The sequence below is a fragment of the Streptomyces hokutonensis genome (genome assembly GCF_000376565.1).
GTDB lineage: Bacteria > Actinomycetota > Actinomycetes > Streptomycetales > Streptomycetaceae > Streptomyces > Streptomyces hokutonensis.
In genome coordinates this window covers 302,046-327,164 of the sequence record NZ_BARG01000018.1, presented here as the reverse complement: position 1 = coordinate 327,164, position 25,119 = coordinate 302,046, and the positions used below count along the sequence as shown (strand labels likewise).

General features: G+C 65.3%; 21 protein-coding genes and 3 pseudogenes. 15 read left to right on the top strand and 9 right to left on the bottom strand.

From position 1 onward, the window contains the following. Positions 1 to 5 precede the first annotated feature (5 nt). Entirely contained in the window at positions 6 to 998 is a 993-nt protein-coding gene (locus tag SSP08S_RS09515) for a glycosyltransferase family 2 protein (protein ID WP_019067354.1), read from the bottom strand. Positions 999 to 1,058: 60 nt separating this feature from the next. Next, positions 1,059 to 2,774 (bottom strand): condensation domain-containing protein, encoded by a 1,716-nt coding sequence (locus SSP08S_RS59195; RefSeq protein ID WP_078532390.1) that lies wholly within the window; start codon positions 2,772 to 2,774, stop codon positions 1,059 to 1,061. A 186-nt stretch (positions 2,775 to 2,960) separates the two neighbouring features. On the opposite strand from SSP08S_RS59195, the gene SSP08S_RS55105 reads away from it, so the two are divergent. The 8 genes from SSP08S_RS55105 (at position 2,961) to SSP08S_RS55095 (ending at position 10,720) form a co-directional block, all read left to right on the top strand. Next, positions 2,961 to 3,290: a phosphopantetheine-binding protein gene (locus SSP08S_RS55105; protein ID WP_063739155.1), complete on the top strand. Its 330-nt coding sequence runs from the start codon at positions 2,961 to 2,963 to the stop codon at positions 3,288 to 3,290. Further along, positions 3,280 to 4,329, top strand: coding sequence for an LLM class flavin-dependent oxidoreductase (locus tag SSP08S_RS55100; protein WP_019067351.1), 1,050 nt, complete (start codon positions 3,280 to 3,282; stop codon positions 4,327 to 4,329). Before SSP08S_RS55105 ends, SSP08S_RS55100 begins: the two co-directional genes overlap by 11 nt. A 31-nt stretch (positions 4,330 to 4,360) precedes the next feature. Then, positions 4,361 to 4,984: a DUF1349 domain-containing protein gene (locus SSP08S_RS09495; RefSeq protein ID WP_245607857.1), complete on the top strand. Its 624-nt coding sequence runs from the start codon at positions 4,361 to 4,363 to the stop codon at positions 4,982 to 4,984. A gap of 275 nt (positions 4,985 to 5,259) precedes the next feature. After that, entirely contained in the window at positions 5,260 to 6,393 is a 1,134-nt protein-coding gene (locus SSP08S_RS09490; RefSeq protein WP_158697150.1) for a glycosyltransferase family 2 protein, read from the top strand. A 5-nt stretch (positions 6,394 to 6,398) separates the two neighbouring features. Beyond that, positions 6,399 to 7,625 carry an aminotransferase class III-fold pyridoxal phosphate-dependent enzyme gene (locus SSP08S_RS09485; RefSeq protein ID WP_158697149.1) on the top strand — a complete coding sequence of 409 codons (1,227 nt, stop codon included), beginning with the start codon at positions 6,399 to 6,401 and terminating at the stop codon, positions 7,623 to 7,625. Between the two features lie 58 nt (positions 7,626 to 7,683). Then, entirely contained in the window at positions 7,684 to 8,685 is a 1,002-nt protein-coding gene (locus SSP08S_RS09480) for a zinc-dependent alcohol dehydrogenase (protein ID WP_019067347.1), read from the top strand. Continuing rightward, entirely contained in the window at positions 8,682 to 9,959 is a 1,278-nt protein-coding gene (locus SSP08S_RS09475) for an MFS transporter (RefSeq protein WP_019067346.1), read from the top strand. Before SSP08S_RS09480 ends, SSP08S_RS09475 begins: the two co-directional genes overlap by 4 nt. Further along, positions 9,956 to 10,720, top strand: a complete 765-nt coding sequence (locus SSP08S_RS55095; RefSeq protein WP_019067345.1) for an HAD family hydrolase — start codon at positions 9,956 to 9,958, stop codon at positions 10,718 to 10,720. The genes SSP08S_RS09475 and SSP08S_RS55095 overlap by 4 nt, the downstream gene beginning before the upstream one ends. Here the strand turns inward: SSP08S_RS55095 and SSP08S_RS09465 are convergent. Continuing rightward, positions 10,675 to 12,774, bottom strand: a complete 2,100-nt coding sequence (locus SSP08S_RS09465; RefSeq protein ID WP_019067344.1) for a hypothetical protein — start codon at positions 12,772 to 12,774, stop codon at positions 10,675 to 10,677. The two genes, SSP08S_RS55095 and SSP08S_RS09465, sit on opposite strands and share 46 nt — an antisense overlap. 884 nt (positions 12,775 to 13,658) lie before the next feature. Here SSP08S_RS09465 and SSP08S_RS09460 point away from each other — a divergent pair. Next, the gene (locus tag SSP08S_RS09460; protein ID WP_019067343.1) at positions 13,659 to 15,512 is read left to right on the top strand and encodes a KedN5 family methylcobalamin-dependent radical SAM C-methyltransferase; all 1,854 of its coding nucleotides are present in this window, start codon (positions 13,659 to 13,661) and stop codon (positions 15,510 to 15,512) included. Here SSP08S_RS09460 and SSP08S_RS60700 read toward each other — a convergent pair. Both SSP08S_RS60700 and SSP08S_RS64155 read right to left on the bottom strand, forming a co-directional pair. Next, positions 15,455 to 16,417, bottom strand: a complete 963-nt coding sequence (locus SSP08S_RS60700; RefSeq protein WP_051105881.1) for an IS110 family transposase — start codon at positions 16,415 to 16,417, stop codon at positions 15,455 to 15,457. The two genes, SSP08S_RS09460 and SSP08S_RS60700, sit on opposite strands and share 58 nt — an antisense overlap. A 239-nt stretch (positions 16,418 to 16,656) precedes the next feature. Next, positions 16,657 to 16,830: pseudogene (locus tag SSP08S_RS64155) on the bottom strand (transposase); the annotation flags it as partial. A gap of 24 nt (positions 16,831 to 16,854) precedes the next feature. Here SSP08S_RS64155 and SSP08S_RS62390 point away from each other — a divergent pair. Then, positions 16,855 to 17,383 (top strand): annotated as a pseudogene (locus SSP08S_RS62390) (transposase family protein). A 5-nt stretch (positions 17,384 to 17,388) separates the two neighbouring features. Here SSP08S_RS62390 and SSP08S_RS09450 read toward each other — a convergent pair. The 3 genes from SSP08S_RS09450 to SSP08S_RS63305 all read right to left on the bottom strand — a co-directional run bounded on the left by SSP08S_RS09450 (position 17,389) and on the right by SSP08S_RS63305 (position 19,801). After that, on the bottom strand, positions 17,389 to 18,639 hold the full coding sequence (locus SSP08S_RS09450) for a GNAT family N-acetyltransferase (RefSeq protein ID WP_019067342.1): 1,251 nt from the start codon (positions 18,637 to 18,639) through the stop codon (positions 17,389 to 17,391). A 291-nt stretch (positions 18,640 to 18,930) separates the two neighbouring features. Further along, positions 18,931 to 19,110, bottom strand: coding sequence for a hypothetical protein (locus tag SSP08S_RS61670; RefSeq protein WP_158697147.1), 180 nt, complete (start codon positions 19,108 to 19,110; stop codon positions 18,931 to 18,933). A 127-nt stretch (positions 19,111 to 19,237) separates the two neighbouring features. Next, complete coding sequence (locus SSP08S_RS63305; protein WP_245607856.1) at positions 19,238 to 19,801, bottom strand: DUF2637 domain-containing protein; 564 nt, start codon at positions 19,799 to 19,801, stop codon at positions 19,238 to 19,240. A gap of 77 nt (positions 19,802 to 19,878) precedes the next feature. Between SSP08S_RS63305 and SSP08S_RS64480 the strand changes: the two are divergent. Both SSP08S_RS64480 and SSP08S_RS64475 read left to right on the top strand, forming a co-directional pair. Further along, positions 19,879 to 20,933, top strand: a pseudogene (locus SSP08S_RS64480) (ISAzo13 family transposase); the annotation flags it as partial. Further along, positions 20,931 to 21,467 carry a transposase family protein gene (locus tag SSP08S_RS64475; protein WP_369407085.1) on the top strand — a complete coding sequence of 179 codons (537 nt, stop codon included), beginning with the start codon at positions 20,931 to 20,933 and terminating at the stop codon, positions 21,465 to 21,467. The pseudogene SSP08S_RS64480 and the gene SSP08S_RS64475, both read left to right, overlap by 3 nt. Positions 21,468 to 21,480: 13 nt before the next feature. Here SSP08S_RS64475 and SSP08S_RS09430 read toward each other — a convergent pair whose 3' ends face one another. Beyond that, positions 21,481 to 22,005: a hypothetical protein gene (locus tag SSP08S_RS09430; RefSeq protein WP_245607855.1), complete on the bottom strand. Its 525-nt coding sequence runs from the start codon at positions 22,003 to 22,005 to the stop codon at positions 21,481 to 21,483. 616 nt (positions 22,006 to 22,621) lie between these two features. Between SSP08S_RS09430 and SSP08S_RS09425 the strand changes: the two genes are divergently transcribed. The 3 genes from SSP08S_RS09425 to SSP08S_RS09415 all read left to right on the top strand — a co-directional run bounded on the left by SSP08S_RS09425 (position 22,622) and on the right by SSP08S_RS09415 (position 24,972). Beyond that, positions 22,622 to 23,470, top strand: a complete 849-nt coding sequence (locus SSP08S_RS09425) for an IS5 family transposase (RefSeq protein WP_019067337.1) — start codon at positions 22,622 to 22,624, stop codon at positions 23,468 to 23,470. Then, positions 23,467 to 23,883 (top strand): hypothetical protein, encoded by a 417-nt coding sequence (locus SSP08S_RS09420; protein ID WP_019067336.1) that lies wholly within the window; start codon positions 23,467 to 23,469, stop codon positions 23,881 to 23,883. The genes SSP08S_RS09425 and SSP08S_RS09420 overlap by 4 nt, the downstream gene beginning before the upstream one ends. A 162-nt stretch (positions 23,884 to 24,045) precedes the next feature. Continuing rightward, a complete protein-coding gene (locus SSP08S_RS09415; RefSeq protein WP_019067335.1) occupies positions 24,046 to 24,972 on the top strand; it encodes a phage baseplate protein in 927 nt (308 codons plus the stop codon). Positions 24,973 to 25,119: the final 147 nt, after the last annotated feature.

Below are 25,119 nucleotides of genomic sequence, written 5' to 3'. Positions count from 1 at the left end.
AAGAGCTACAGGAAGGCCGTCCTCGGCTGTTCCTCGACGAAGCGAAGAATCTCATCCATGGAACCTTCTTGCAGGATGCGGTAACAGAGACGCTCGTTCTCACCGAGCTGATCCATGACGCACGGATCGACGCCAGCAAGGAAGTCCTTCGTGTAGCGCATGAGCTTTTGCCGGTAGGCAGGGTCTGCAACATGCGGCAACGCCATCACCAGGATGAGGATGTCATGTTCCAGAGCGACGAGATCGTAGATCTCCTTGAGATGGGCATCGTGGGTGGCGAGGAATTCGGAGACCGTGGTCACCTGACTCATTCGTCCTTCGATGATGTCGAGATCGAAGAGTCGCTGGGTGATGGAGGGAGGCCCGTCATCACGGTGGCGCCAGAAGTACACCGGACCGGTGACGATGTCGACCGATGTGGCGAGCACGTGCGCCGGAACGGTGACACATGCGTCCTCGAGTTGATGCTCGGGAAAAATGAGACCGTGATCGTCCCAGAATGAGCGCCGGTAGACCTTGTTCCAGACGGTTCTGTCTCCGAGTAGCTTGGTCTGCCGAGTGATGTGCGTTCCTTTGACCTCCTCATCGAAGATGCCCTCGTGAAGGGAGGACGGGTAGAAACCGTCACGGTTGAATCTCTGCACTCCACCGCATGAGATGTCCGAACCGGATTCCTCAAGCACGCCGACCAGGAGCTCATAGGCATCGGGCGCAAGGATGTCGTCACTGTCGGCGAAGGCGATGTAGCGTCCCCTGATCTCCTGCAGTCCTGTGTTCCGTGCGGCGCCCAGGCCGCGGTTCCGCTGCCGAATGAGCTGAAATCGTGGATCGCAACGGGCGTATTTCTCTGCTATGTGCCCGCTACCATCTGTGGATCCGTCGTCCACCATGATCACTTGAAGGTCGCGCAGAGTCTGCCCGGCCACCGACTCAAGACACTCACCGAAGTAGCGCTCGACGCAGTAGAAGGGGATGATCACGCTGAGTTCTGGCTGCATTGCCTACTACTCCACTTGACAGGTACCGTTCCGGGCAGCTCGAACGTGCACTGGCAGAATTCAATTGAGCGTCTCGACGACGTATCGTGCAGGAGCCACCGCCGAGGGACGGTCGGAAAGAAGGCTCATCATTTTCCTGTGCAGTTCCTCCACGCCGATACCGGCGCCCTTGAATTCGAGATGTGCTACCACTCCGTCCTCGTTTCCGTGTTGGACGGACAGTGCTTTGGCGAGCCCAGTGCGTTCCACCAGTTCGGAGACGGACGAAAGATCCACCCACCCTGTATCCGTGTGCACCCATTGGGATCCTTTCTTCCCTACGGGCCGCAATCCTGCCTCTCGCGCCAGCTCATACGGGGACACATCCTCCCGGCATGCGCCGACAAGTACGGATTCAATGCCCTGCAACAGGTCGCTGACGAGATGCTCGGTAAACGTCTCGGGATCAGCTCTGGCGGTGAGGTGAGCCTCACCGTTTCGGTATTCCATATGGAGAAAGAACCGCTCCGAAGCAACAAAATCTGAGGCCCTGCATTCGATCCGGGTCGCCCGCAGAGCCTCATCCATGGAGGCGGGACTGTACGGCCCTTGAGGGGCTGCAAGCCGGCGCTCCGCGAACAGCTGGTCGCTCACGATGGTGTGCAGGTCAAACCGGACTCCTCGTTGCAGACCGACCTCATCGACCACCGTGTTGCGCAACACGGAATCATAGCGGGCGGAGGAGTAGGCCATCAGTTCTGCCCTGCCTGCTCGGGTGACGAGTTGGGAGAAGGTCCGGGTATCGGTGTCCACAAAGAACAGGCCACCCTGCGCTATGCATCCGACCGAATTCCGGATCGGTCCGAATCCTCGATTGCTGCAAGTCACCTGATACATGACACGCGAGTCCTGGGAAATGGCACCCAGAACCGACGAGATCGCTGCCAGGCCGACGCTTGGCATTCTTGCTTCGTATCGGTAGGCGAGTTCACACGCAGCGAGAATCACAGCTCGCGATTTAAGGACAACTTGTATTTCCGGCTTGGAACCGTTGATGCCGCGCCCCCATGGAAAGACGGTACGGGGCGAGTCAGCAAGCACTTTCCACCAGTACCTCAGTGAGCGCTCGTTCTCAGCCTGCCCCGATTCGGATCGTTCGTTTGCCGCGATTTCAAAAGGTTGCAGCCGGGCTGCCTCCGCAGCGTGCTGCTGTTGATCGGCTTCGAAATCCGCCTTGCACTCGATGATTTCTTGGAGATCACGCTTGAGAACTCCGACCGAGAAACCGTCTGCGGCCATATGCGGGAGAACGAGCGATGCACAGTACGCCCCGGAGGGGAGCCCGATCAGTGCCAGCCTGAGGGGTACCTCATTCGTCAGATCAAAAAAATGCTGCCGTTCGGCTGCCAGCGCTGCTTCCACGGTGGCTTCGGTCGACTGCTCTGTTGTTCTGTATATTCTGACGGCCAGCTCTCCGTCGGCCAGCGTGACAGTGCGCGGTCGGCCGTCTTCGGTATCGTGAAACGTAGTGCGAAGTGCCTCGTGTCGGCAGACGAGCGAGATGACGCCGCGCACGATGTCCTCGGGCGTCAGAGTCTCCGGAAAATTGATCCTCAGTTGTAGATTGAGTGTTTCAGTTCGTGAGACCAGTCGCTTGTGCATCAGCCACATGCCGATTTGCCCCCATGTCGGCGGGCTGGCACGGCGTGTCTGTCCCGAGAAAGTCACATTCATGGTACGGACAGGTATGGGCGCGACTGACGCCGTGCCGTCCGGGTCGATATGCAGGTTGTCCACCGTTTCACGTCCTCGGGCCTTCTGCCAGCGAAGTACATAGGACTGGAATTCCCGTCGCGGATCAATGGGAAGGCTTCAAGTTGGCCGCTTCCGGCCAACTTTGCTCCCGTTTGCTTATATGCAAGGAAGGGCGGGTAGCATTGCCGGGCGTTCGGCCGGAAAATGAGCTGCTCTTTCAGGAGGTTTATGTTGTCCACAACACCGAACGACGAATTGTCCGGCCGGGCATGGCCGGACCGGTTCGAGCACATCATTCGGAAGTATGTTCCCCTCCTCCCCAAAGACGAGAACCTGCCCCCGGAGGCAGCTCTTTCCGATCTCGGTCTGGACTCTCTCGGAATCGTCTCCCTCATCATCGATCTGGAAGACACCTTTGACTTTGCCATTCCGGACGAGAGCCTCACTGCCCAGACGTTCAGCACGCCGGCCGGGCTGTGGGCCGAGTTGTCCTCGATCATCGACAAAGACGGCGGCTTCACCACGAGTCCACGAGGAGAGACCTCGCATGGAATATGACTTCGAGGTGTACGGCAACACAGCGCCTACGACACTCGAACCAGACAACGGAGACCCGCTCGCCCGCATCGGCAACATAGCGCGCCTGGCCGACCGGCATGGCTTCGAAGGCCTGCTCGTGTACTACCAACACGGGACTCTGGACCCCTGGGTGACGGCCTCGGCGATCATGCAGCAGACCGACAAGCTGACGCCGTTGATCGCCTTGCAACCCAACTCGCTGCCGCCCTTCACCGCTGCCAAGATCGTCCACACGCTGGTCGCCCTGTACGGCCGTCGTGTGGACCTCAATCTGATCACCGGAGGCAATGAGGGGGAGCTCCGGCAGGTGGGCGACCAGGTCGAACACGATGGCCGGTTCGAGCGGGCGCTTGAGTACATGAGCGTGTTGCGAGCGCTCCTGACCACGAACGAGCGCTTGGACCACGAGGGTCAGCACTACACATTCCGCGGACTGCGAACATTCACGTCTCTGCCTCCGGACCAGCAGCCTCGTATCTTTGTTCCCGGCTCATCCGAGGCAGGCCGCCGGGTGGCTCGCGCGATAGGCGATGTCGCTCTGACCCACCCCGAACCGGTGGACCGGTTCGCGGACAACTTCGCGAAGCCGCGCAGTGGGGAGAACAGGCTCGGCGTCCGGTTCGGGATCATCGCCAGGGAGTCGGACGACAAGGCGTGGGAGGCTGCCCAAGCGCGCTCCACGGAATCACGTTCCGGACGGCTCCAGGTACGGATGAGAAAGCACTCGGATTCGGATCACATTCGACGGATGGCCTACGTCGCGGAGGAGGGCGAACTCCACGACAACGTCTACTGGACCGGGCCGTACCGAAATGGTCGAGGCTATATGCCCTACCTGGTCGGCAGCTACGACCGGGTGGCCGCATACGCGAGGAGGTACCTCGACTGCGGCGTCCGTACCATCCTGCTCGGCTCGATGGCCAACGAGGAGGAGTTCGAGCACGCCGGCGTCGTGTTGTCACGGCTCCGCGGAGCGGACAGTGCGAATGCGCACGCTGCGGAGCGTTTGATCTCTTGATTCCGGCTGTTCAGGGGAAATGAGGGAATGTGTGAACCATTCATTGACCGTGCCCGGTCTTCCTTTCGGTGTCGTGCCGGAGGGCCCGTCCGTCGGCACCACATGGCGCGTCGAGAACGACGCTTTGGCCATGACGGCAGGTCCACGAACCGACCTGTTCCTGGATCCGGGACGCGAGGATCCTGCGGTGGGTGAAGACTTGCTGCGGCTCGTCGGGGACGTCAGAGACGACTTCCAGTTGTCGGCCCACGTCGAGGTGGACTTCAAGGACACCTTCGATGCCGGCGTCCTGTTCATTCAGGCAGCCGAGCAGACCTGGGCGAAATTGTGTTTCGAGTACACCCCGCAGGAGCGGCCCAGTGTCGTGTCAGTGGTCACCCGAGGCGACTCGGACGACGCCAACGCCGACGAGGTGAGCGGAAACCGCACCTGGCTGCGCATATCCCGGACGGGGCGCGCCTTCGCTTTTCACGCCTCACACGACGGTGAGTGGTGGCGACTGATCCGATACTTTTCACTCGGCTCATTGCCCGACTCGGCCGCAGTGAAAGTCGGGTTTCTCGCCCAGTCGCCGTTCGGCGCTGGATGCACAGCCGTCTTCGATCACATCCGTTTCCGCCCGGAGCCCCTCACTCAGCTTCGCGACGGCAGCTGACAGGCCTGTCGCCGACAAGTCCCCCGGCTGAACACGGCCCTGTCGTGCGCCACCCGGTTCGCTTGGCCGCACGCCGGCCAACCCACTCTTCGCCCTTCCCATTGCCATGCGTCCCTTCCGACAGGACACGCGGTAATGCCTCGTGGGAGACAGCCGGGAACGCTTGATCCACTATCCGTACCGCACTTGAAATCGCGTAGGCCGGGTGTAGCTCATACTGCGCCCTGGCCCCGCGCTGTGCAGAAAATGGGGGTTTCGTGCGTAGCAGCGTCATCGTGCCCATATTCCAGACCCAGAGCGTGTTATCGCTCTTCCTGGAGTCGTTGAGACTGACCCTCGAGCCGGACACAGAGTTGATCTTGGTCAACGACGGTTCCGGGACCGAGGTGAGCGAGCTGGTCGAGGAGTTCGCCCGGCAGGTCAAGGCGGAGCGGGCCGCCGACGTCACCGTGACAAACCTGCACAACCAGAAGCCCCGTGGCTGCGGTCAAGCCCTCAACCAGGGTCTGGCCATCGCCGACGGGGACCACATCTTCTTCGTCGACTCTGATCTGATCCTCGAGTCCGGCTGGCAGTCCGGAATGCTGCGGACCCTGAGCGACCACCCGGACGCGGGAATGACCGCCGGGGTCCTGCTGTACCCGCAGACCGGTGGTGTGCAGCACTGCGGCATCTCGTTCAGCGAGACCCTCGGCAGGCACCTGTACCTGAACGCAAGGACATCGGACCTGCCCGACTCCCCGTACACCGTGCAACTGGCCGCATTCGCGCTGTTCGCGATGACCAGGGAGGTCAGGGATTCCGTCGGTCTGCTGGACGAGCGGTACTTCAACGGGTACGAGGACTTCGACTACCAGATGCGGGCCAGGATGCTCGGCCACCGCACGGTCATCGACCCGAAGGTCACGTCGTACCACTGGGAACGGCGCAACGGCGTGCACCGGGCGGGCAACCGCAAGACCAACCTGGCGCGGTTCTGGAAGTCCTGGGGCACCCACATCGAGAACGACATCACGCCCCGGTTGCTCGACGCGTTGCGTGGCCGGGCCGCCGACCTCAGCCACTACCTGCCACTGGACCTGGCGGAGACGCGCATCGAGGCAGCGGACTTCTGGCAGGCCCTCTCCGACACGTCGGCGATCGACCGGCACACCGTGCTCGACTACTCGACCACGGTGGACGGCGAGCAGCCCATCCTGCTTCCTCAGATCCTGCCGGCCCAACTGGCCGCCGAACCACGTCCCTTGTTGATTCTGGTCGAGAATTTCGTTCGCCTGCTGGACAACCGGATGTGGCTGGCGCAACGCCTGGAGACGCAATCGCAAGACATCGTGATCGATCTGCACGGCAACGCCATGGGACTCGCGGACCTGGACGCGAGCTGCTGGCCCGGCGTCAAGGTCAGGTGACGGGCGTGCGGGCGGACACCACACGCGAGGCACCGAGCCTGACGTGGCTCGCCAAGGTCGGTGAGGTCATACCAGCAGGTTGCAGCACCCTGGCCAAGACGCCGCATCGACTGCTGCCGGGCCGCGGCGCGATCGCCGCGGTCCGGGCCAAGGACGCCGAGTTCACCGACGTCGACGGCCGTACCTGGCTGGACTGCGAGATGGCCATGGGAACAGCGACCTGGGGCCATGCCCGGCCCGAGGTCGAGGAGGCCGTCGTTGCCCAGTTGAAGCGTGGCACGTCCTTCTCGGTCGCCGACCCCCTCGAACTGGAACTGGCACAACGGCTGTTGTCGCGGTTCGGGGTCTACCAGTCCGTGAAGTTCGCCAAGAGCGGCGCGGATGCGGTGAGTGGCGCGGTGCGCATCGCCCGTGCGGCCACCGGACGCGATTTCGTGGTGGCGACCGAGTACCACGGGTGGCACGACTGGGCCGCGCCGTCCCACTACTCGGCGCATCACACGGAGCTCGGCATCCCGCGAGCGGTGGCGGCCCTGACACTGACCTGCCCACCTGACGACCCGGAACGACTCGTCGCCTTGCTGCGGCAGCACTCGGGGAGGATCGCCGCGGTGGTGCTGTGTCCGAACCGCTGGTCGGCCGAACACCTGCGCGCAGCGGCGGCAAAGGTCCGCTCACACGGCGCGGTGGTGGTCTTCGACGAGGTCACCTCAGGCATGCGCACAGGGAGACGGGCCACCTGTGGCGAGGTCGACGTGTGGCCGGACCTGCTGTGCATCTCGAAAGGGATGGCCAACGGCCTCCCGCTCGCGGCGGTCCTCGGCGTCCGTAGGCTGGTGATGCGCGGCGAAGACGTACGAATGAGTAACGCCCACTCCAGCGAGTCACTGGCCTTCGCCGCCGCTCTGGCATGCGAGGACCTGCTGGACGCCGCACCGGTGTGGCCGTCGTGGCGTGAGCGGACCCTCACGATGATGACGGCCCTGCGCTCCCGCATCGCCGAACTTGGCCTGGCCGGCCGCGTCGAGGTGCGGGGCGACTACTCGAGCTTCTCGCTCGGCTCCCCTGGGGCGAGTGACTTCTGGACCGATCCGTTCCGCGCCCATGCCATGGCAACCCTCGCGGACCGGCAGATCTTCACCAAGGGCTACTTCGTCTTCTCGGACCGGCACACACCGGCCCAGCTGGACGAGGTGGAGCGTGCGATCGACGCCGCCCTGACCACGTTCTGACACCACAACCCAATGGAGACCGAGAGTGCGAGCACTCGTTTACGCAGGCAAGGGTCGGATGGACCTCGTCGATATCGAGGAGCCCGTTCTGCGGACGTCGAACGATGTGAAGGTCCGGGTTGAGATGACCGGGATCTGCGGGACGGACCACAAGATCCTCGCTGGCAAACTGGCCGTGGCCGAGGAAGGCACCGTGCTGGGTCACGAGGGTGTCGGCACGGTGGTCGAGGTCGGCGACGCCGTGACACATCTCGCGGTCGGTGACCGTGTCATCATCAACCCAACCCAGTCGTGCGGCACATGCCGCAACTGTCGGCTGGGGGCGTACTGCTACTGCTTCAACTTCGACGACCATCAGGTGGGTTTCACCCTCGCGGGTACGTTCGCCGAGTACTACGTCGGCAGCGCGCAGTACCTCTACCTGATACCGGAGGGGATGAGCTGGCAGGTCGCCAGCCTGATCGAGCCGCTGGGCTGCTCGCTGAACAGCGTTCTCAAGGCTGGCCTGCAGCCGCACGAGTCGGTTCTGGTGATCGGCTCCGGTGCCATCGGCCTGCTGTGCCAGAGCATTACGCGCCGGCTCAGCCGGCTCACCGTCGCCACGGAACCGAACGCCTTCCGCCGTGAATTCGCGGCCGGCGTCGCCAACTACGCGCTGCACCCGGACGAACTCACGCCCCAGACCATCGCGGAGTTCACGGGCGGGAAGAAGTTCGACGTGGTGATCGACGCCGTCGGCAACCAACTGGCCACCGCGCTGGAAGCCGTCGCCAAGGGCGGCCGGGTGGTGCCGATGGGTTATGACGACACCTACCGGGTCGAGGTGGCTCCCACCACTCTCATCGACGACGGGCTGAGCATCGTCGCGGCCGTGCCGCTGCACGATGCCATCGGCCCGGCCATCGACTTCGCCTTCGACATGCCGGAGCTGGCGAAGCTGGTGACCACCGAAGTCGACATGGGCGACTTCCGCGACGCCTTCGAGGCGACCATGGGCGTCGACCTGCGGACCGGGCAGAAGGTCGACGTCAAGGCCGTCAAGGCCGTGATCCGCTCATGAAGCGCAGAAGCTTCGTGGCGAACCTCCACCGCAACGCCCGGTACTGCATCTACACCGAACCGTTCTGGGCGATCTTCGGCACGGCCGCGCTGTACTATGCGACGCTTTACATGCAAAGCGTCGGTCTGAGCACGGTGGCCATCGGGGCCATCGTCTCGGCCAACCTGTACGTCGCGTTCATGTTCCAGCTCGTGGCGGGCGCGGTGACCGACCGGATGGGCAGACGCCGGGCCACCTTCTGGTTCGACGTGACCTCTTGGGTCATCCCGATGTTCGTGTGGGCGTTCAGCAACAACTCCTGGATGTTCCTCCTGGGCTACCTGCTCAACGCCTCGTCGAAGATCGTCAACGTCTCGTTCTGGCTGCTCGCCACGGAAGACAGCCCGGACAAGGACCGCCCCCGCATCTTCGCCGCCATCAAGGTGGTGATCATGTTCGCGGGCCTTCTGGTGCCGATCGTCGGGTTCTTCATGGACAGGTACGGAACGGTGCCCACGCTACGCACGCTGTTCTTCGTCGGCGGGCTCGCCATGCTTCTTCACAACTGTCTTCGCCACCACTACACCGTGGAGACGCAGGCGGGCGTCGAGGCCATGGACCGCCATGCCGGCACACGCATGCTGCGGAGCGTGCTCGACAGCGGGAAACTACTGTGGGCGGCCGGGCGGCACACCGCACTTCGCCGCCTGATATTCATGTACATGCTGAGCTTCGTCGCTTTCCAACTCAACATCTTCCTGGCCGTCTATCTGACGAAGAGCCTCGACTACAGCGCCGTCGTGGTGGGCACGGTGCCCGCCGTCGGAGCGGTGACCGCGCTGTTCTCGTACGCCGTCATCATGCCCTGGGCAGCCGGCCGGGTCCGGGAGGGCGCCATGGCCCGATGGTCGCTCGTGACGAGCTGCGCCGGCTGGCTCCTGTTCCTGGCACTCGGACCGGACAACCCCGCACTGCTCTTCGTCTGTACGGTGCTCACCGCCGTGGGCCCGTTCCTCGTGGAGTCCTACCGCGATGCCATCGTGGTGGGCTGTGTGCACCCTGAAGAGCGGGCCACGTTCTTCGCCGCCGTACAGACCTTCACCGCGGTGGTGTCCATCCCGACCGGGTACCTGGCGGCAGTGATCTTCCAGTCACGACCCCTGCTGTTGTTCGGTGCGATCGCCGCGCTCTACGCCGTCGCCGCGATGTGCACGTTCGGCAGGCGCCTGTCCTACCAGGCGGACGTCCGGCTCATTCCGCGGCGGGGCCGACCAGACACGGTGGCGACGACGTGAGAGGACGGGACCGGGCGCTGGTCTTCGACTTCGACGGGTTGATCGCCGATACCGAGGTGCTGTGGTTAGCGGTGCTCAGAGAGCTGTACAGGTCGTTCTCTCAGGAGCTGCCACACACCCGGTACGTCGATTCCATCGGCGGCACGCTGGACGACTTCGATCCGTTCGAGGACCTCGCCGCCCGGTGCGGCACGATCAGTGCGGCGGAACTGGAACAGCGCGGGGAGAGCCTGTTCCGGGACTGGATGGCATGCGAGACGCCGCTGCCGGGCGTCCGGCGGCTGGTGGCGGACGCCAAGCGGCGGGGCCTGGCACTCGCGGTCGCATCCAGCTCCCGGCGGACCTCTGTGGTGCCCCACCTTCAGCAGTTCGGACTGAGCGACGCGTTCGACGTGGTCGTCACCATGGAAGACGTGAGCCGCACCAAGCCGGCCCCCGACCTCTACCTCCTCGCAGCGCGGTGGCTCGGTGTGGACCCGTCGGCCATCGTGGCCTTTGAGGACTCCGGCCGGGGCGTGCAGGCCGCCAAGGCCGCGGGTGCCTTCTGTGTAGCCGTACCGCACATACTTTCGCGGTCGCACGACTTCACCGCCGCGGACCGCCGCCTCGACTCATTGGCCCTGGTGCGCCTGGACGACCTGTTGGCACAAGAGAACGGCCCCCGAGGACGGGAATCCTCGGGGGCCGTGCCGTCAGGCGGTCAGGAGGTCAGGGGTCAAGCAGTCACGTCGTCCGCCTCATCAGCGAACGGCAGCCGTTGACCAGGCAGCGCATTCGTCACACGCGCAGGGTCTATGTCGATGCCCAGACGGGACGCCTGGCCGACGTTGCGGGTCTCGGCCATGATCGCAAGCTTCGCCACCGCGGTGTTGAACTGGTCGATCGAGGTCGGCTCGTCCAGACCGAGCAGGTACTGCTTGAGCTCCTTGCGCTCCTCGGCCAGCGGGTCGTTGGCCGGGTCGCGGACGGCCGAGAGCAGCTCGCTCAGCTCCTTGGCGCTGTTGGACAGGATCACCGCGGCGCGCACCGCCGTGTTCTGCCGCTTGAACTCCTCCACGCCCAGCTCGGCGGAGTCGGTGACCGCGTACGGCTTGCCACTGGCGATGAAGTCGGAGACCACGCTGGAGATGTCGGAGACCATCGCGTCGGAGACGTTGAAGCAGTGGTACAGGTGCGGCTCGGCGCCCATGATGACGCGGTGCTCCCAGCTCGGGAAGGCACGCCAGTAGGCGTCGTTCCACTCGGCGCGCAGTCGGGCGATCTCCTCGTGCTTCTGCACGTCCACCAGACCGTCGCGGGTGGCCTCGGCCTCGTCGCCCTTCTCCCCGCCGCTGCCGGACAGTTCGGCAATCCTGGCCTCGATCCGGGCCAGTTCGGCCCTGGCCTGGGCCTGGGCGGCCGGGTCGGCGGTGAACCGAGGGTCGGCGGCGCGCTCGGCGGCGGCCTTCTCCAGCAGGGCGACGATCCGCTGGTGCGCGACGCGGGCTCCCTTGCTGACCAGGCCGGTCAAGGGATGCGATTTGTACAGGATGCGGACCGGCGGGTCGGCCTGCACGAGCCGGCTGACGATGTTCACGCCGGCCAGCATGATCGAGGTGTTGCCCGGGTCGCCGTCCCAGCCCTCCCAGGTCGGCGCGTACAGCACGGTCGGGCAGTGTCCATCAGCGGCTCCGCCGCGGGGACCGTCCGACACGCCCTCCCGGCCCTGGATCGGCGCCAGCTGCGGACGGCCGACCTCCACGATGTCCTCGTCGCGGACGCCGACGTCGGCGATGGCGTAGCGGTCGCGGCCCGCCCGGCCGGCGGTCCACACCTCGTCGTACACCTTGCTGAACGGGTTCACGCTGGCGAGCTTGTCGCTGTCGCCGTGGCCGATGAAGACGTGCTTCATGGTCGGGACGCGCAGCAGGTGGATGTTCTTGCCGACGTTCGCCGCGTACAGCGCGACCCGCACGCTGGAGAGGTCCATGTTCATCAGGTGCACACCGCCGGGCACGCAGATGACGGGGACCGTGGTGGGCGCCAGGGTCTGCAGGACGACCCGCTCACGGAGCACGATCAGCGGCCGGGAGTCAAGCTGCTCCATCGTCTCCAGCCACATGTTGACCTGGTACGTGGAGTCCTTGGAGCCGGAGAAGTACAGCAGGGTCTGCGGCTTGTACTCGCGCAGCCAGTCGTCGACGGCCGCCAGCACGGTGTCGGCGTCCGGCGGGATCTTGTTGCCGCGGACGTACGGCACCAGCGCGAGCACATAGAGGGTGCCCAGGCCCAGGGTGAGGCCGATGCCGATGAAGCCGGCCAGCGAGGAGCCGGCCTCGGCCGAGATCAGGAGGCCGACGACGGCCGCCAGGTCGAGGTGGAGCATCTTCTCGGCCGAGCGGTCCAGCATCCCGAACGGCGGCGCGTCCGGGATGTGGATGCGCGACTTCAGGTCGACGTTACGGGTGACGACCGGCATCCGGCGGCGGTTGCGGATCAGCGTGACCTCGGCGCCGTGCGGGGCCTGGAGGCCGTAGAACGCGATGAAGCAGCCGATGGCGCCGTAGTAGATCAGGTTGTTCGCGAGGTCCAGGCGGGCCAGCAGCAAGATCAGCAGCAGCTCCCTGATCAGGAAGCGGATCGACAGGCCTGCTCTGACCTTGCTCAGCCGGTTGACCAGATAGCTGCCCTTGCGGTGCAGATAGTGGTCGGCCAGGTACGTCACGGCGGCCGCTGCCGCGAAGGCGTAGACGCTCGGGACGAGCGCGGCCACCATGATCGCCGGGAAGCCCAGCATCATGAGGACCGCCGCGGCCAGCTCGGCCGCGCTGCCCACCCGGGCGACGCGAATAGCGGTGGATATCACGGAGAAACCTGCTCTGGGAGGGGAAGTGCCGACTTTTTGCGAAAATCCAAGAGATTGCGGGTGAATGGCGAGATGTACGGTTCAGGCCTCTGCCAACACCCAATGAAGGGTGCCCGCAGAGGCCTGAATTCCTAAACGCTATTTGCCGCCGATTATTACACGCCGTCCCGACGGTCTGGGGTGAAGGACAGTACCTGCTCGAAACTCCGATGGCGCCCAACCATGACGGCTTCACGGCGCACACATGCCGTGTTCGGCAGTCTCATCGGCCGTTCTCCCTGGCGAGGGGCGCGTCGCTGCATTGATCACGACAGCGCCGTCCCCTTTCCTCACCCGGCCACCACGGAGCGAGCCGCACGGTCCAAGACCTGTTGACGTGACCGGCCGAGCCTATCGGCACGCGTCAAGCACCGTGCCCGCTCACGCGGGTGCGGGCCGACTGTCTCCGTATGGTGCTGGAAACTCAGCCTTGTCCCGCCGGCGGGACAAGCCGCTATGCCGGGCTACCCACACGCAATTCCGCAGAAGTCTGATGGTCCAGCCTTGACTCCTCGATAGCCCGCCGATAACGCTGCGGTTGACGACTTCTCCTCCTGAACGGGCCGGTCTGCCCACACCATGCCGGAGAATCAGCGACAGGAAAAGGATTTCTGCCGACTCAGCACCATTGCTCGAAATGCCAAGTCGTCTGGGATACGTTATCTTCCGCCCTCGGATGATCTTGCTAGCCTACGCCAGGCTTCGATTCGGTCCGCCCGTAGTTATCAGGACGCTCATTCCGCTGACTCAGAGGGGGAATTATGCTGCAAGTAAAGATAATTCAGCAGGGCGTGTGGCACATGTCCAAGGAGTCGATGCCCCTGGCTGCCGGCTACCTCGCCGCGATGCTGCAGAACGACCCGGAACTCTCGATGCGCTGCAAGGTCGAGATCCTGAACTACTCGGGCGCGACCAGCCCGTGGGAAATGGCTACGCAGCTTCTCGGCAGCGATGTGCCGGACATCCTGTGCTTCTCCGTACTGGGCTGGAACGTCCGCCAGTTCGGCGCCTTGGCGGAAACATTCAAGCAGGTGAACCCGAAGGGGATCGTGGTCTTCGGCGGGAACCACGTGTCGAACCAGGCGGAACGCATCCTGCGGCAGTGGCCCGAGGTCGACGTGATCGTGAACGGCGAGGGTGAGCTGACCGTCGTCGACCTGCTCGCCCGCATGATGGACGGCGGGGAACTCGCCGAGGTCGAGGGCATCTCCTACCGGGACGCCCAGGGCTGCGTCCGCACCACCTCGGAGCGGGCTCGCATCGAGGACCTGGACATCATTCCCTCGCCGATTCTCTCCGGGGTGCTTCCGCTCCACGACGACACGGGAGCGTTCCGCTACGACGTCGCTCTGCTGGAGACCAACCGCGGCTGCCCGTACCACTGTTCCTTCTGCTATTGGGGCGGCGCCGTCGGCCAGCGCGTGCGCTCTTTTTCCCGCAAGCGCCTGCGTGCCGAACTGGAGCTTCTCGCCAAGGCAAGGGCCGAGACCGTGGTGCTGTGCGACGCGAACTTCGGGATCCTGCGGTCGGATCTGGAGTTCGTCGAAGACCTCGTTGAGGTGAGGCGACGTTACGGCTATCCAAAGGCGCTCGAGACCTCCTGGGCCAAGAACAAGTCGAAGACCTTCTACGAGATCGTCGACATCATGCGCCGCGAGGGCATCCGCAGTTCCTTCACTCTCGCCCTGCAGACACTCAACGACAACGCCCTGGCCACCATGAATCGCAAGAACATGAAGATCAATGCCTGGAAGGACCTTACGGAACGCCTGTCCGCGGACGGGATGGACATCTACGCGGAGCTGATATGGGGCGCCCCCGGTGAAACGCCGGAGTCCTTTCTCGAGGGATACGACGAACTCGCGCAACACGTCTCCCGGATCGCTGCGTACCCCCTGATCCTCCTTCCCAATACCGACTATGTGGAGCGCAAGGACCTCTACGGCTTCGTCACCGTTCGCGGAGACCGGGACGACTTCGAATACGTGCTGGCGAACAAGGACATGACTCTCCAGCAGAACCTTGACATGCAGCGATTCTTGTTCTGGGCCCGGCTGCTGGCCGAAAACCTGGTTCTCCGTCGGCTCTTCCCGGCACTGCGCGCCGCGGGCGGTGTGCGTCAGTCCCAGGTCATCCTCTCCGTCGCCGATCACATCGAGGCCGAGCGGACCGTGGGCGCTCAGCTCCTGCGCGAAGCAGCGGCCAACTCCACAGCCGATCCGGACTCCCTGTCCCCGGCGTTGGAGTTCTGCTTCACTTCAGCGGAGTTCGACGAACTCGTGACGAGCTGGTGGCAGGTGAACGGCCCTTCCCTGGTGCCCGCCCAGTGGGTCGCGCCTCTGGCCGAGCTCATTCGGTTCGACCTGGAGTCCCGCCCGCTCCCGGACGCCGCCGCTCGCGGTCTGTACGACGCTCGGGCAGAGGTGCGGGACGGCGAGGAAGTTCTCGTCGCCGAACGGAATTACACATACGACGTCCTCGCAATGTGCGACAGCGTTGCGGAAGGCCGATCGAGCACAGCACCCCGCCACACTCCCATGACAATGGAATTGTGCTGGAAGGCGGGCTTCGTCAAGCTGGCGGCCTCCACCAACCACGAGGAGACCGCCCACTACGTGGCCCAGTGCCGCCGCCTCGACGGCGTCCGCAAACCGGCCGTGGCGTCCTGAGCCAGGGTTACGGCAGCACAGGGAATAGACACACCACTCCCCTCCATTACCCTCGCGTCAATCACAGCAGCCTCCGCAGCAGCCGTCGGCTGTAGCGCCGGGGCCTGCGGAGGTTTCCGCTGACAATGCCCGAGTCGCGCGGAACCGGTGCCAGGCCGACGACGCCCGCCGGTGAGGCGGTCGGGGCTGCCGCAGGCGGACATGTCCCCGCCAGTGGCGGCGATGAACTCGGCGCCGAGCATCATGCCGATGCCAGGCATGCTGGTGATCACCATGGCGTCGGGGTGCTCGCGAAACCGATCCTCGATCAAGGCTTCGAGGTCGGCGATCTCCTGGTCGAGGGCCAGCACCTCTCTGGCCAGTGTGTGGACCATCTTGGCGGCGGTCTTCTCTCCAGGAATGACGGTGAACTGGGCCTCCGCTGCGGTCACTGCGGCCTCCGTCGTCCTCTTGGCCGAGTTGGTGGTGCGCACGCCGTGGTTCTTCAACCAGGTCGCAAGCTGGGACCGGCCGATCCTTCTCAGCGCGGCCGGGATCTGGAAGCCGGACAGCAAGATCAGCGCGCTCTTGGAGGTGCTGGGGTCGAGGGCACGCTCCAGGGTGGGGAAGTACTCCAGTAGCTGGGCGCGGAGCCGGTTAATTGCAAGTGTGCGGTCGGCCGACAGGTCGATGCGGCGCGCGGTTAGGATCCGCAGGTTGGCCGCGATCTCGCCGACCTCCTGGAGGGGCTGCAGGTCACGGCGCATACGGGCGGTGTCGACGATGACGATCGCGTCCGCCTTCCCGCTGCCCCGGTAGGCGGCCGAGGCGTGGTGCACGGTGCAGCCGGGGATATAGAGCAGCCTCTGGTTGTGGGCGACCAGCCGTGCGATCCACAGTGCAGCCCCGCCCGCGTTGAGGTCCACTGCCCAGGCCAGGGTGACCGTCGGCTAACGCCAGCACACCGCCCAGTAGTTCCAGCAGGTCGGCCTCGCTGTTCGGCACGCGCCGCGACGGCGACATTGCCCCGTCCGCGTCGATTTGTCGTGAGGGTGTGTTCCCAGCAGACGACCTCGCTGACGCATCCATACGAGCGATTCAGTTCGCGCATCCCAATTGGCGGCCGAGTCGTCGCGGGGTGCTGAGCGGCCAGCATCTCCTCCCAGCGGCCCTCGATCCGCCACTGCCGCCAGTAGTGATAGACGGTCTGCCAGGGGAAGTCATGCGGGAGCAGTCGCCAGTCGCAGCCGGCCCGGATCCAGTAGGCGAGGGCATCGATGATCTTCCGCCGCGGATGCCTGGGCGCGCTCGACCGCGCTGAACGGGACTTCTCAGACACCCTCTAGCTGGCGCAGGAGCCCTGTTGGTTTTCGATCTTGCCACCCTCGACCTACCACTCGGTGGTCAAGGGGGTCACACTGCTCATCGTCACCCGGGAGGGTGACCGCCGCTGCTAGGTCCCGCCGCACCAATGTGCCCTGGTCGGGCTGGTGTACCAGGGCCGGCACGACATTCTCGCCCAACTCGCGGCAGACTTTGGTATCTCCGTCGGCACCGCCCACGCCTACACGGCTGCAGTGATCGGCTTGCTCGCCGACCGCGCGCCGGGCTGCGCGCCCTGCGAGAAGCCGCCCCCGACTACGTGCTGCTGGACGGCACTCTCGCGTATGGGGGGCCGGCTCATGGGTGACGACACCTCTCAGACATCCGCCGGGCCGCGAGCTCACGCCGACTCAACGAACCGTCAACCGCTCGCTGTCGCAGCACGGGCACGGGTCGAACGCGGCGTCGCCCACCTGAAGTCCTGGCGCATCTTCCGCAGATCCTCATACAGCCCGAATCGAATGAGGTCAATCGCCGCGGCCGTCCTCGCGCTGAAGCGGCAACACTGAAAGGCTCAGTAGGCGGGGAACGCCCAGCCTCCGGGATAGAAGGGCTCGCGGTCGGCGCGGAAAGCGCGCGTGGTGCGGGTCAACGTGCCAGATCGCAGTTCCCGGACTAAGCCTGCGGATGCGAGGGAGGCGAACGTTGTGCCGCCGAGAAAGGCCGCTCCCAGCTCGGACGCGGTGAGTTGGAGGTCAGCGGGATCTTTCGTACGCTCGCAGACAACCGCGTCCCCTTCGGCCTGCAACCGGTAGCGACCGGAGTTCCATTGGCAGAAGTCGTCCTTGATGTCCAGAACCACATCCAGCGGGGTGGAGTAGCGGCGCCCGGCCAGGGCCCGATCGACATCGACCAGACGCACCCACAGCCGGTCGACCATAGTCGATCGGACCGCCCGCCGGTCGGTCAACAGGTGCGGCAGCGGCTCGTCCACGGCTGCCTCGTACTCGATCCACGGCACCAGGTCGATTCCGGCAAGGAAGCTCCACAGAGCGGCGTAAGCCTGCCGGGTGGCGGCAGCCAATTCCACGATCCGCACTGCACTCGTGTCGTTGCCCAGTGCGTCCTGCGCATCGTTGATCCTGTAGAGCACGTACCCGGTGGTATCGCCGCCCCGGTCGCGGTGCACGGCATATCGCAGCGATGTCGCGCCGCCGCGTGAGTGCGGCGGATCGGCCAACCGACTGTCCCAGAACCGCTCGGCTCGGTCGGGCCAGGCGATCGAGCCGGTCCGGACCTGGTCGTAAACCTTCTCGATCAAGGGCCGGGCCGCCTCGGGGTCCAGAAGCAGGATGCTTCCACTGCCGCAGTCGGTTCCGGGGCGGAAGAGCATGGACCGCTTCTCACAGCGGAGCTGGTTCGCGAAGGTGGCCGGGCCGTAGCCAAAGCGGCCATAGATCGCCGCCTCCGAAGGGCCAAGCGCGGCAATCGGCTCGCCGCTAGACTCGTGCAGGCCGGTCAGCTGCTCACGCATCAGCGAGGTGAGGATGCCGCGGCGCCTATGTGTCGGGGCCACGCCGACCCAAGTAACGCCTGCGATCGGAAGCACAGCGCCTGGGACAGTGAGCGACCGGGTGTAGAGCGCGGCTCCTCCTACGGGCGTGTTCCTGTCGAACGCGGCGATTGTGCGGTCCAGCTCGATGGCGGCGCGTATATGGGCGAGTTCCTCATCAGACCAGTCACTGCCGTACGCGTTGGCGATCATGCGGGCCCACGTCGCGAACTCACCGTCGATGACAGGACGGAGGGGATAGGCATCAGTCACGGCGACTGTTTAGCGGATATCGAGCCACAACGCGATCACATTATGTTGATGACGACGTCCGTGTCGCGACATACGGCGGCGGTGCGGGCCAAGGTCTCCTGCTCGGCCAGGTCGCCCGAGCGCATTGCAGTTTGAGGGCGGTCCAGTTGGCCGCGAAGTAGCGGGACTCCGATTGGCTCCAGGCGGATGCGCCGGAGTCCCAGGCCTCGGTGAACGGGAGGAGGTTGATGTCCAGGCCACGCGGGACGTCGATCGAGATGTCGTCGTACCAGGAGTACCAGCGGCCACCGGTCAGGGATGCACAGGCCGGTCACGATCGGTGGTTCGACGACCTCGGCGAGCAAGACGTCCGCGGGTGCTGCAGCCGTCCCGGTCGGCGTCGATCCAGCCGCCGAACGACTGCTCGTCGTCGTAACCGGTGCAGTCCTCCGCCGTGACCAGGATCGCGCCGACGGCCTCGCTCAGGGGCACTCTGGGAGGCCAGGGCGATGTCGAATCGAGCCCCGGCACAGGTCGGCCCACCGAGGTCACGCCTATCCGGGGACGTACCCAGGTCACTGGCCCCGATGGCAGACGAGTCGGGCTGTACGCTGGCTACTCAACCATGAACGTGTCCATTACAACTCGCACGCACCAACGCCACCAACTCCCTCGACCGTGCCGCGCCGATACGCAATTCCTTGCGCAGCGACTCCGCCGAGACGAGCCGCTCATGCAACTCCCGGTGGCGAGCGTCCACTTGCCGGGCGCGCGCAAGAAGAGGATCGCCAACTCCGGCACGTTCGTCCAAGAATGGCTCCGCGACCGCGCTCTTGGTCTGATCACCGGAGTGGTCGGCAAGAAGCTCCACCGCCAGCAGAAGAGCCACCGGCGGCCACCCCGCCACCAGGACCGGCTTCCACGCCAGGGCCGGCGCCGCGGCCATGTTGGCCGCGAGGGAGACAGCGATCCCCAGGAGAACGGCCAGCCGCACCACGTACCGCGTGCGTCGGTCACGCGCAGTCGGCTGCTTCAGGACACCAGCCGTCGCCAATAGGAGTAGACCGTCAACTGACAGCGGCCATAGAGATGGGGCCTTGCCCCAAGGCCGGGTAGTTAGGGCTTGCAGAGCATTAACCCGTAGCTTCCCGCTGGCCGACTCGTTGGCGTGGTACGGGCGCATCGGAGGGGCAATGGGAAGCTCTGGCAGCCAAGTTCGAGGCGATCTTCCCGCATCTCGCCGAGCGGCAGCGGCGTCTGTTGATAGGAGCGGAAGCCCGGTCGCTCGGCCGTGGCGGGATCAGGCTGGTCGCCCGGGCCGCCGGGGTACGGGAGGCCACGGTGTCGCTGGGTGCGGATGAACTGGAATCCGGGAAGGCCCCGTTGGGGAGGGTGCGCCGGGTGGGCGGAGGCCGCAAGCGGACTGTCGATCTGGACCTGGGGCTTCGTCCGGCGTTGCTGGCCCTGGTCGAGCCGGATGTGCGGGGTGATCCGATGTCACCGTTGCGATGGACGACGAAGTCCACGCGTCATCTGGCCGCCGAACTCACCCGCCAGGGTCACCGGATATCCGCCGACACCGTCGCCGACGTGCTGCGCGAGGAAGGCTTCAGTCTCCAGGGGAACGCCAAGACCATCGAAGGCCGACAGCACCCCGACCGGGACAGCCAGTTCCGCTACATCAACGAGCAGGCCAAGGACCATATCGGCACCGGGGACCCGGTGATCAGTGTCGATACGAAGAAGAAGGAAATCGTGGGGCCGTACAGGAACGGCGGCCGTGAGTGGCGGCCCGCAGGCGACCCCGTGCAGGTCGCACCCATGACTTCCCGGACAAAGAACTCGGGAAGGCCGTGCCCTACGGCATCTACGACCTGGCCGCGAACACCGGCTGGGTCAGTGTCGGCACCGACCATGACACCGCCGCCTTCGCCGTCGAATCCATCCGCCGCTGGTGGAAGGGCCGCGGTAAGGAGGACTATCCGCAGGCCGGACGACTGCTGATCACCGCCGATGCGGGCGGTTCCAACGGCTACCGGACCCGCGCCTGGAAGGCCGAACTCGCCGCCCTGGCCCTGGAGACGGGCCTGGATATCACTGCCTGTCACTTTCCTCCCGGCACTTCCAAGTGGAACCGGATCGAGCACCGACTGTTCTCCCACATCACCATGAACTGGCGCGGCAGGCCCCTGACCAGCCACGAGGTCATCGTCCAGTCCATCGCCGCGACCACCACCCGCACCGGCCTGAGAGTTCACGCGGAACTCGATACCACCGCCTATGAGACGGGAATCCGCATCGGTGACGGGCAGATGAAAGCCCTGCCCCTGACCCGCCACGACTGGCACGGCGACTGGAACTACACCCTCCGCCCCGAGGCATACGCACAGGTCAATGATGCCCCGGACCCCTTCGACCAGCCGAGCCCCGACCTCTCCTGGCTCTGCCAGCCGGCCCTGACCGGGCTGCCGCCGCAGGAGTGGGACACCCTCATCACCACGTTGGCCACCCTCCACGAGGCCCAGCGCGAAACCCACCTGGACAAACGACGCGGCCACCGGCCACGCGCCGGCCACACCGGACGCCGCCCGATCCTCACCCTCGCCGACCGCCTCCTGGCCGCCGTCCTCCATTACCGGCACGGCCTACCCCAGATCGCTATCGCCGACCTGTTCAACGTCCGGCCCGAGACGATCAACCGGCGCCTGAGGGACATCCGGGAACTGCTGGCAACTGCAGGCCACGACCTCCACCCCGCCGACCGCCAACTCGCCACCCTGGACGACCTGTTCAATCAAGCACGCGAGGCAGGCATCATCACCACGCCAGAGATCAAGACTGCGAGTTAATGCTCTGCAAGCCCTAACCGGAGTCCAGCGCGGTCAACTTCAGGTCCACGTCCGGGAGAACGCCGGCGTAGGTGGCGGTGGCGCCGTCGAGCCGGGGCTCGGGGAGAGCGGTGGGCCAGCCGAGCCGCAGCGCGTGCCCCTCGTCCTTCAGCGTGACCAGCCCGTCGCCCTTGCCGCCGCCCGAGAAGGTGAGACCGGCCGTGGTGTTCTCCGCCCGCGCAGAGCCGTCGGCTTCGCGTACGAGGGTGGTGTCGATGGGGGCCCAGGTTCCGTCGTCCTTGCGGGCACGGACCGGGGCCGCGTTCATCTCCTGGGTGAAGGTGCCGTCCGGGTTGGCGAACACCTGGGACGACTCGGTGGTCGCCGCGTCCACGATCACCCGGTCGCCGGTCTCGGCAGCGAGAGAACTCGCCTGCGACTCCGGAGTCCTGTCAGCCTTTGCCGAGACCGGCTTGTCATCGGCGAGTGCCGCGGGCGCCCCGGCCACCGGAACCGCGCACGCCAGGAGCGCGACGGCTATCGCTCCATTCCGCACCAACTGGCGCCAACTGTGCCGCCGTTGTTGTGAAACCACACCCCACCCGTTTTCTTAACCTTTTCTTACAGGAAGCTGTGAGGATCATGTGTTGACCGATCATCAAGGTCAAGAGTGTCGGGTATCACGTTGACCTGGCTCCATCTCGCCGATAGGTAGCCCTGGTTGGACCGGTAGCCGTCGATGAAGAAAATGCTGACCATCAGTCTGATGGCCAAGCTCCACCGGATACCTGTGCCGTCTTCCCTGCCAACTGGCGCTGCGTCGGGCGGAGATCGGCTGCCGCTTGCAGTGCGGTGACATCTATCCAGGTCGGGACTACCGCGCAGCAGCACCGCCAGAATTCGTGGTTCGCAGCGCCTGCCCGCGCCGTGGGCTGCGGGACGGACCCATGCCATCGCTGACTCAATTCGAGCCGGGCTCGTAGCGGGCTCAGCCAAGATCCACCCGTCGCCGACACCAAATCGGGCCCCTGCCCAGTCGCCTGGGCTGCGGCTTCCTGTTGAAGTTGCTTCAGTGGGCGGTTCGTGGGTCTATGAGTTGTTCTGGTGTCGCCTAATGGTGTGACCGAAGCCGGAACGTGCCGGTCCGCTGTCGGTGGCCTGTTGGGATCGGCGGGATGAGTGAACGCAAGCCGTACCAGAGCGACTTGACGGACGAGCAGTGGGCGTTGATCGAGCCGGTGCTCACGGCCTGGAAGAACCGGCATCGTTCCGTCAGCGGCCATCAGGGCCGCTACTCGATGCGGGAGATCGTGAACTCGATCCTCTACCAGTCCCGGACCGGCTGTCAGTGGGCCCTGTTGCCGAACGACCTGCCGCCGAAGAGCGCGACGTACTACTACTTCGCCGCCTGGCGGGACGACGGCACCGACCGGCAGATCCATGAACTCCTGCGCTGCCAGGTGCGGGAGAGGAACCGGCGATTAGAGGACCCGACCCTGGTGATCCTGGACACCCAGATTGTCCGGGCGGCCACCGGGGTCCCCGCGGCCACGACGGGCAAAGACGCCGCGAAACGGGTGACGGGCCGCAAGCGGGGACTGGCCGTGGACGTCCTCGGCCTGGTCATCGCCGTCACCGTGCTGGCCGCGAGTGTCCACGACAACGCCGCCGGCATCACTCTGCTCGACCAGGTCGCCGTCGCGGCCGGCGGCTCGGTCAGCAAGGCCCTGGTCGACCAGGGCTTCAAGAACCAGGTCGTCACGCACGGGGCCGGACTCGGCATCGACGTCGAGATCGTCCAGCGGAACCCCGAGGGGCAGGGATTCGTCCCGCAGCCGAAGCGGTGGCGGGTGGAACAGACCTTCGGGATCTTGATACTGCACCGGCGGCTGGTCCGCGACTACGAACACCGCCCGGCCTCCTCCGCCTCACGCGTCTACTGGGCCATGACCCACGTTATGGCCCGACGGCTCACCGACATGAACACGCTCACCTGGCGCGAGCCGCGGGTGGCCGGCGCGTGAACCTGAACCCGCTCCTCCAGGCACTCGACCTTCAGGAAGACGCCGCCCGGGCCCTGGCCGACGATCTCCGCACCCAGATCGACGTCCTGCAGACCCAGCTCCGTGAGGCCGAACTACGTCTGGAACACCTCGCCATCACCCGCACGACCGTCACCGGCCTCGCCGACCGGATCCCGGCCCAGACGGTCGCCCCAGCAGGAAGTCTGGAGCTGCCCGAGCACCCGGACTACCCGCGCATCCTCGCCGTCTTCAACGACACCACCGGCCCGCTGAGGGCTCGAGACATCTGTCAGGCCCTCGACTTCGAGCTGCTGCCAAAACACGTCGAACGCACCCGCGCCAAGATGAAACGCCTGGTCACACTAGGAATCCTCACCGAGGCCGAGCCCGGCACCTTCAACAAGAAGCGGTAACCAAGTCCGGAACGGACATCAACTCACGAACCGCCCACTGAGAGCGAACAGCGGCAGCAGCCGAGCAGACGTGGAATTCTGCGAACTGGGGCGGGGATCGCGGCCGTTGCGGCGACGGGTTCAGCGTTTTCGCTCGGGGCGGCGGGGTCGGCGGCGGCGTCCGTGCCTTCCTCCAAGCATTTCCTGCTGTCCGGCGCCGGAGGGAATCCGGTCTGGCGGGCACCGCTGCACCAGCCGACCTGGGCCATGCAGTCGTTCGCCTTCGACAGTGTCAACAGCCACATCTACTTCGCGCAGCACCGGATCGGGGACAGCACGGGTCACAACGGAGATCTGTGGATCTCCAAGACCGATCTCTCGGGGAACGTGCTGGACATCATGGCGCTGCACGGATTCGGCCACGGTTCGTCGATGGGCGTGGAGTCGACAGGGTCGGGATCGGAACCGTATCTCTGGATCGAAGGCTCCGACTCCGACGACAACGGGGCCGGGGAGAAGCTGTCCCGTTTCCGGTTCGTCGCCGGGCTGACCCTTGACTACTCGGACCATCCGGCAGTCACCATCTACGACCGCACCCCGACGATTTCCAGCTTCGTCAAGCTCCCCCGGCCGGCGATCGACACATACAGCAACCGACTCCTGATCCGTTACGCGACGGACGCGACCGCCAAGCGTCTCTGGCGACTCGCGGTGTTCGACATGGACGACGCGGTAGCCGGACGGCTCAGCGACGGCTACCGGCTCGTAGAACGGGCGATCCCGAACAACGGCGAGATCCCCGGACTCGAAGACACCGACTACTTCCAGGGCATCGTCTCCTGCGGGGAGTACGCCTACCTGACCTACGGCCGCGCGAACAACACCTCGTACCTTGTCACTCTCGACCTGAACGACTCGGGGGCTTCGGTCTACGACGTCTTCGAGACGAGCGCCGGGGCGTCGCTGCCCGGCCGCGAACCGCAGGGCATTGCGACCTGGATGGTCTCGGGCCAGCCGCGACTGGCCTTCGGCTTCTCGTCGAAGACCGCAGCGAGCCCCGACGACCTTCTCGACGCCAGCGTCTTCTACAAGAGCGACTTCATCAGCTGACGAGCGCCACCGGCCAGGACAGTAGGCGGCTCGTCTTTCACTCGCCTTGGGGGACGGGCCGCGTACATCACGGTCAGGCCGAAAGGGGCCCGTTGTGTCCCAGAAGCCAGAGACCCCCCGCAGGTCGAATGCGGGGGGTCTCTGCTT

What these genes read in the sequence shown, in the direction of transcription:
- SSP08S_RS63305 (WP_245607856.1), bottom strand. Translation starts at nt 19,801, where the DNA reads ATGCGCCCGTACCACGCCAACGAGTCGGCCAGCGGGAAGCTACGGGTT.
- SSP08S_RS55105 (WP_063739155.1), top strand. Translation starts at nt 2,961, where the DNA reads ATGTTGTCCACAACACCGAACGACGAATTGTCCGGCCGGGCATGGCCG.
- SSP08S_RS55100 (WP_019067351.1), top strand. Translation starts at nt 3,280, where the DNA reads ATGGAATATGACTTCGAGGTGTACGGCAACACAGCGCCTACGACACTC.
- SSP08S_RS09515 (WP_019067354.1), bottom strand. Translation starts at nt 998, where the DNA reads ATGCAGCCAGAACTCAGCGTGATCATCCCCTTCTACTGCGTCGAGCGC.
- SSP08S_RS09425 (WP_019067337.1), top strand. Translation starts at nt 22,622, where the DNA reads ATGAGTGAACGCAAGCCGTACCAGAGCGACTTGACGGACGAGCAGTGG.
- SSP08S_RS09460 (WP_019067343.1), top strand. Translation starts at nt 13,659, where the DNA reads ATGCCCCTGGCTGCCGGCTACCTCGCCGCGATGCTGCAGAACGACCCG.
- SSP08S_RS64475 (WP_369407085.1), top strand. Translation starts at nt 20,931, where the DNA reads ATGAAAGCCCTGCCCCTGACCCGCCACGACTGGCACGGCGACTGGAAC.
- SSP08S_RS09480 (WP_019067347.1), top strand. Translation starts at nt 7,684, where the DNA reads ATGGACCTCGTCGATATCGAGGAGCCCGTTCTGCGGACGTCGAACGAT.
- SSP08S_RS09475 (WP_019067346.1), top strand. Translation starts at nt 8,682, where the DNA reads ATGAAGCGCAGAAGCTTCGTGGCGAACCTCCACCGCAACGCCCGGTAC.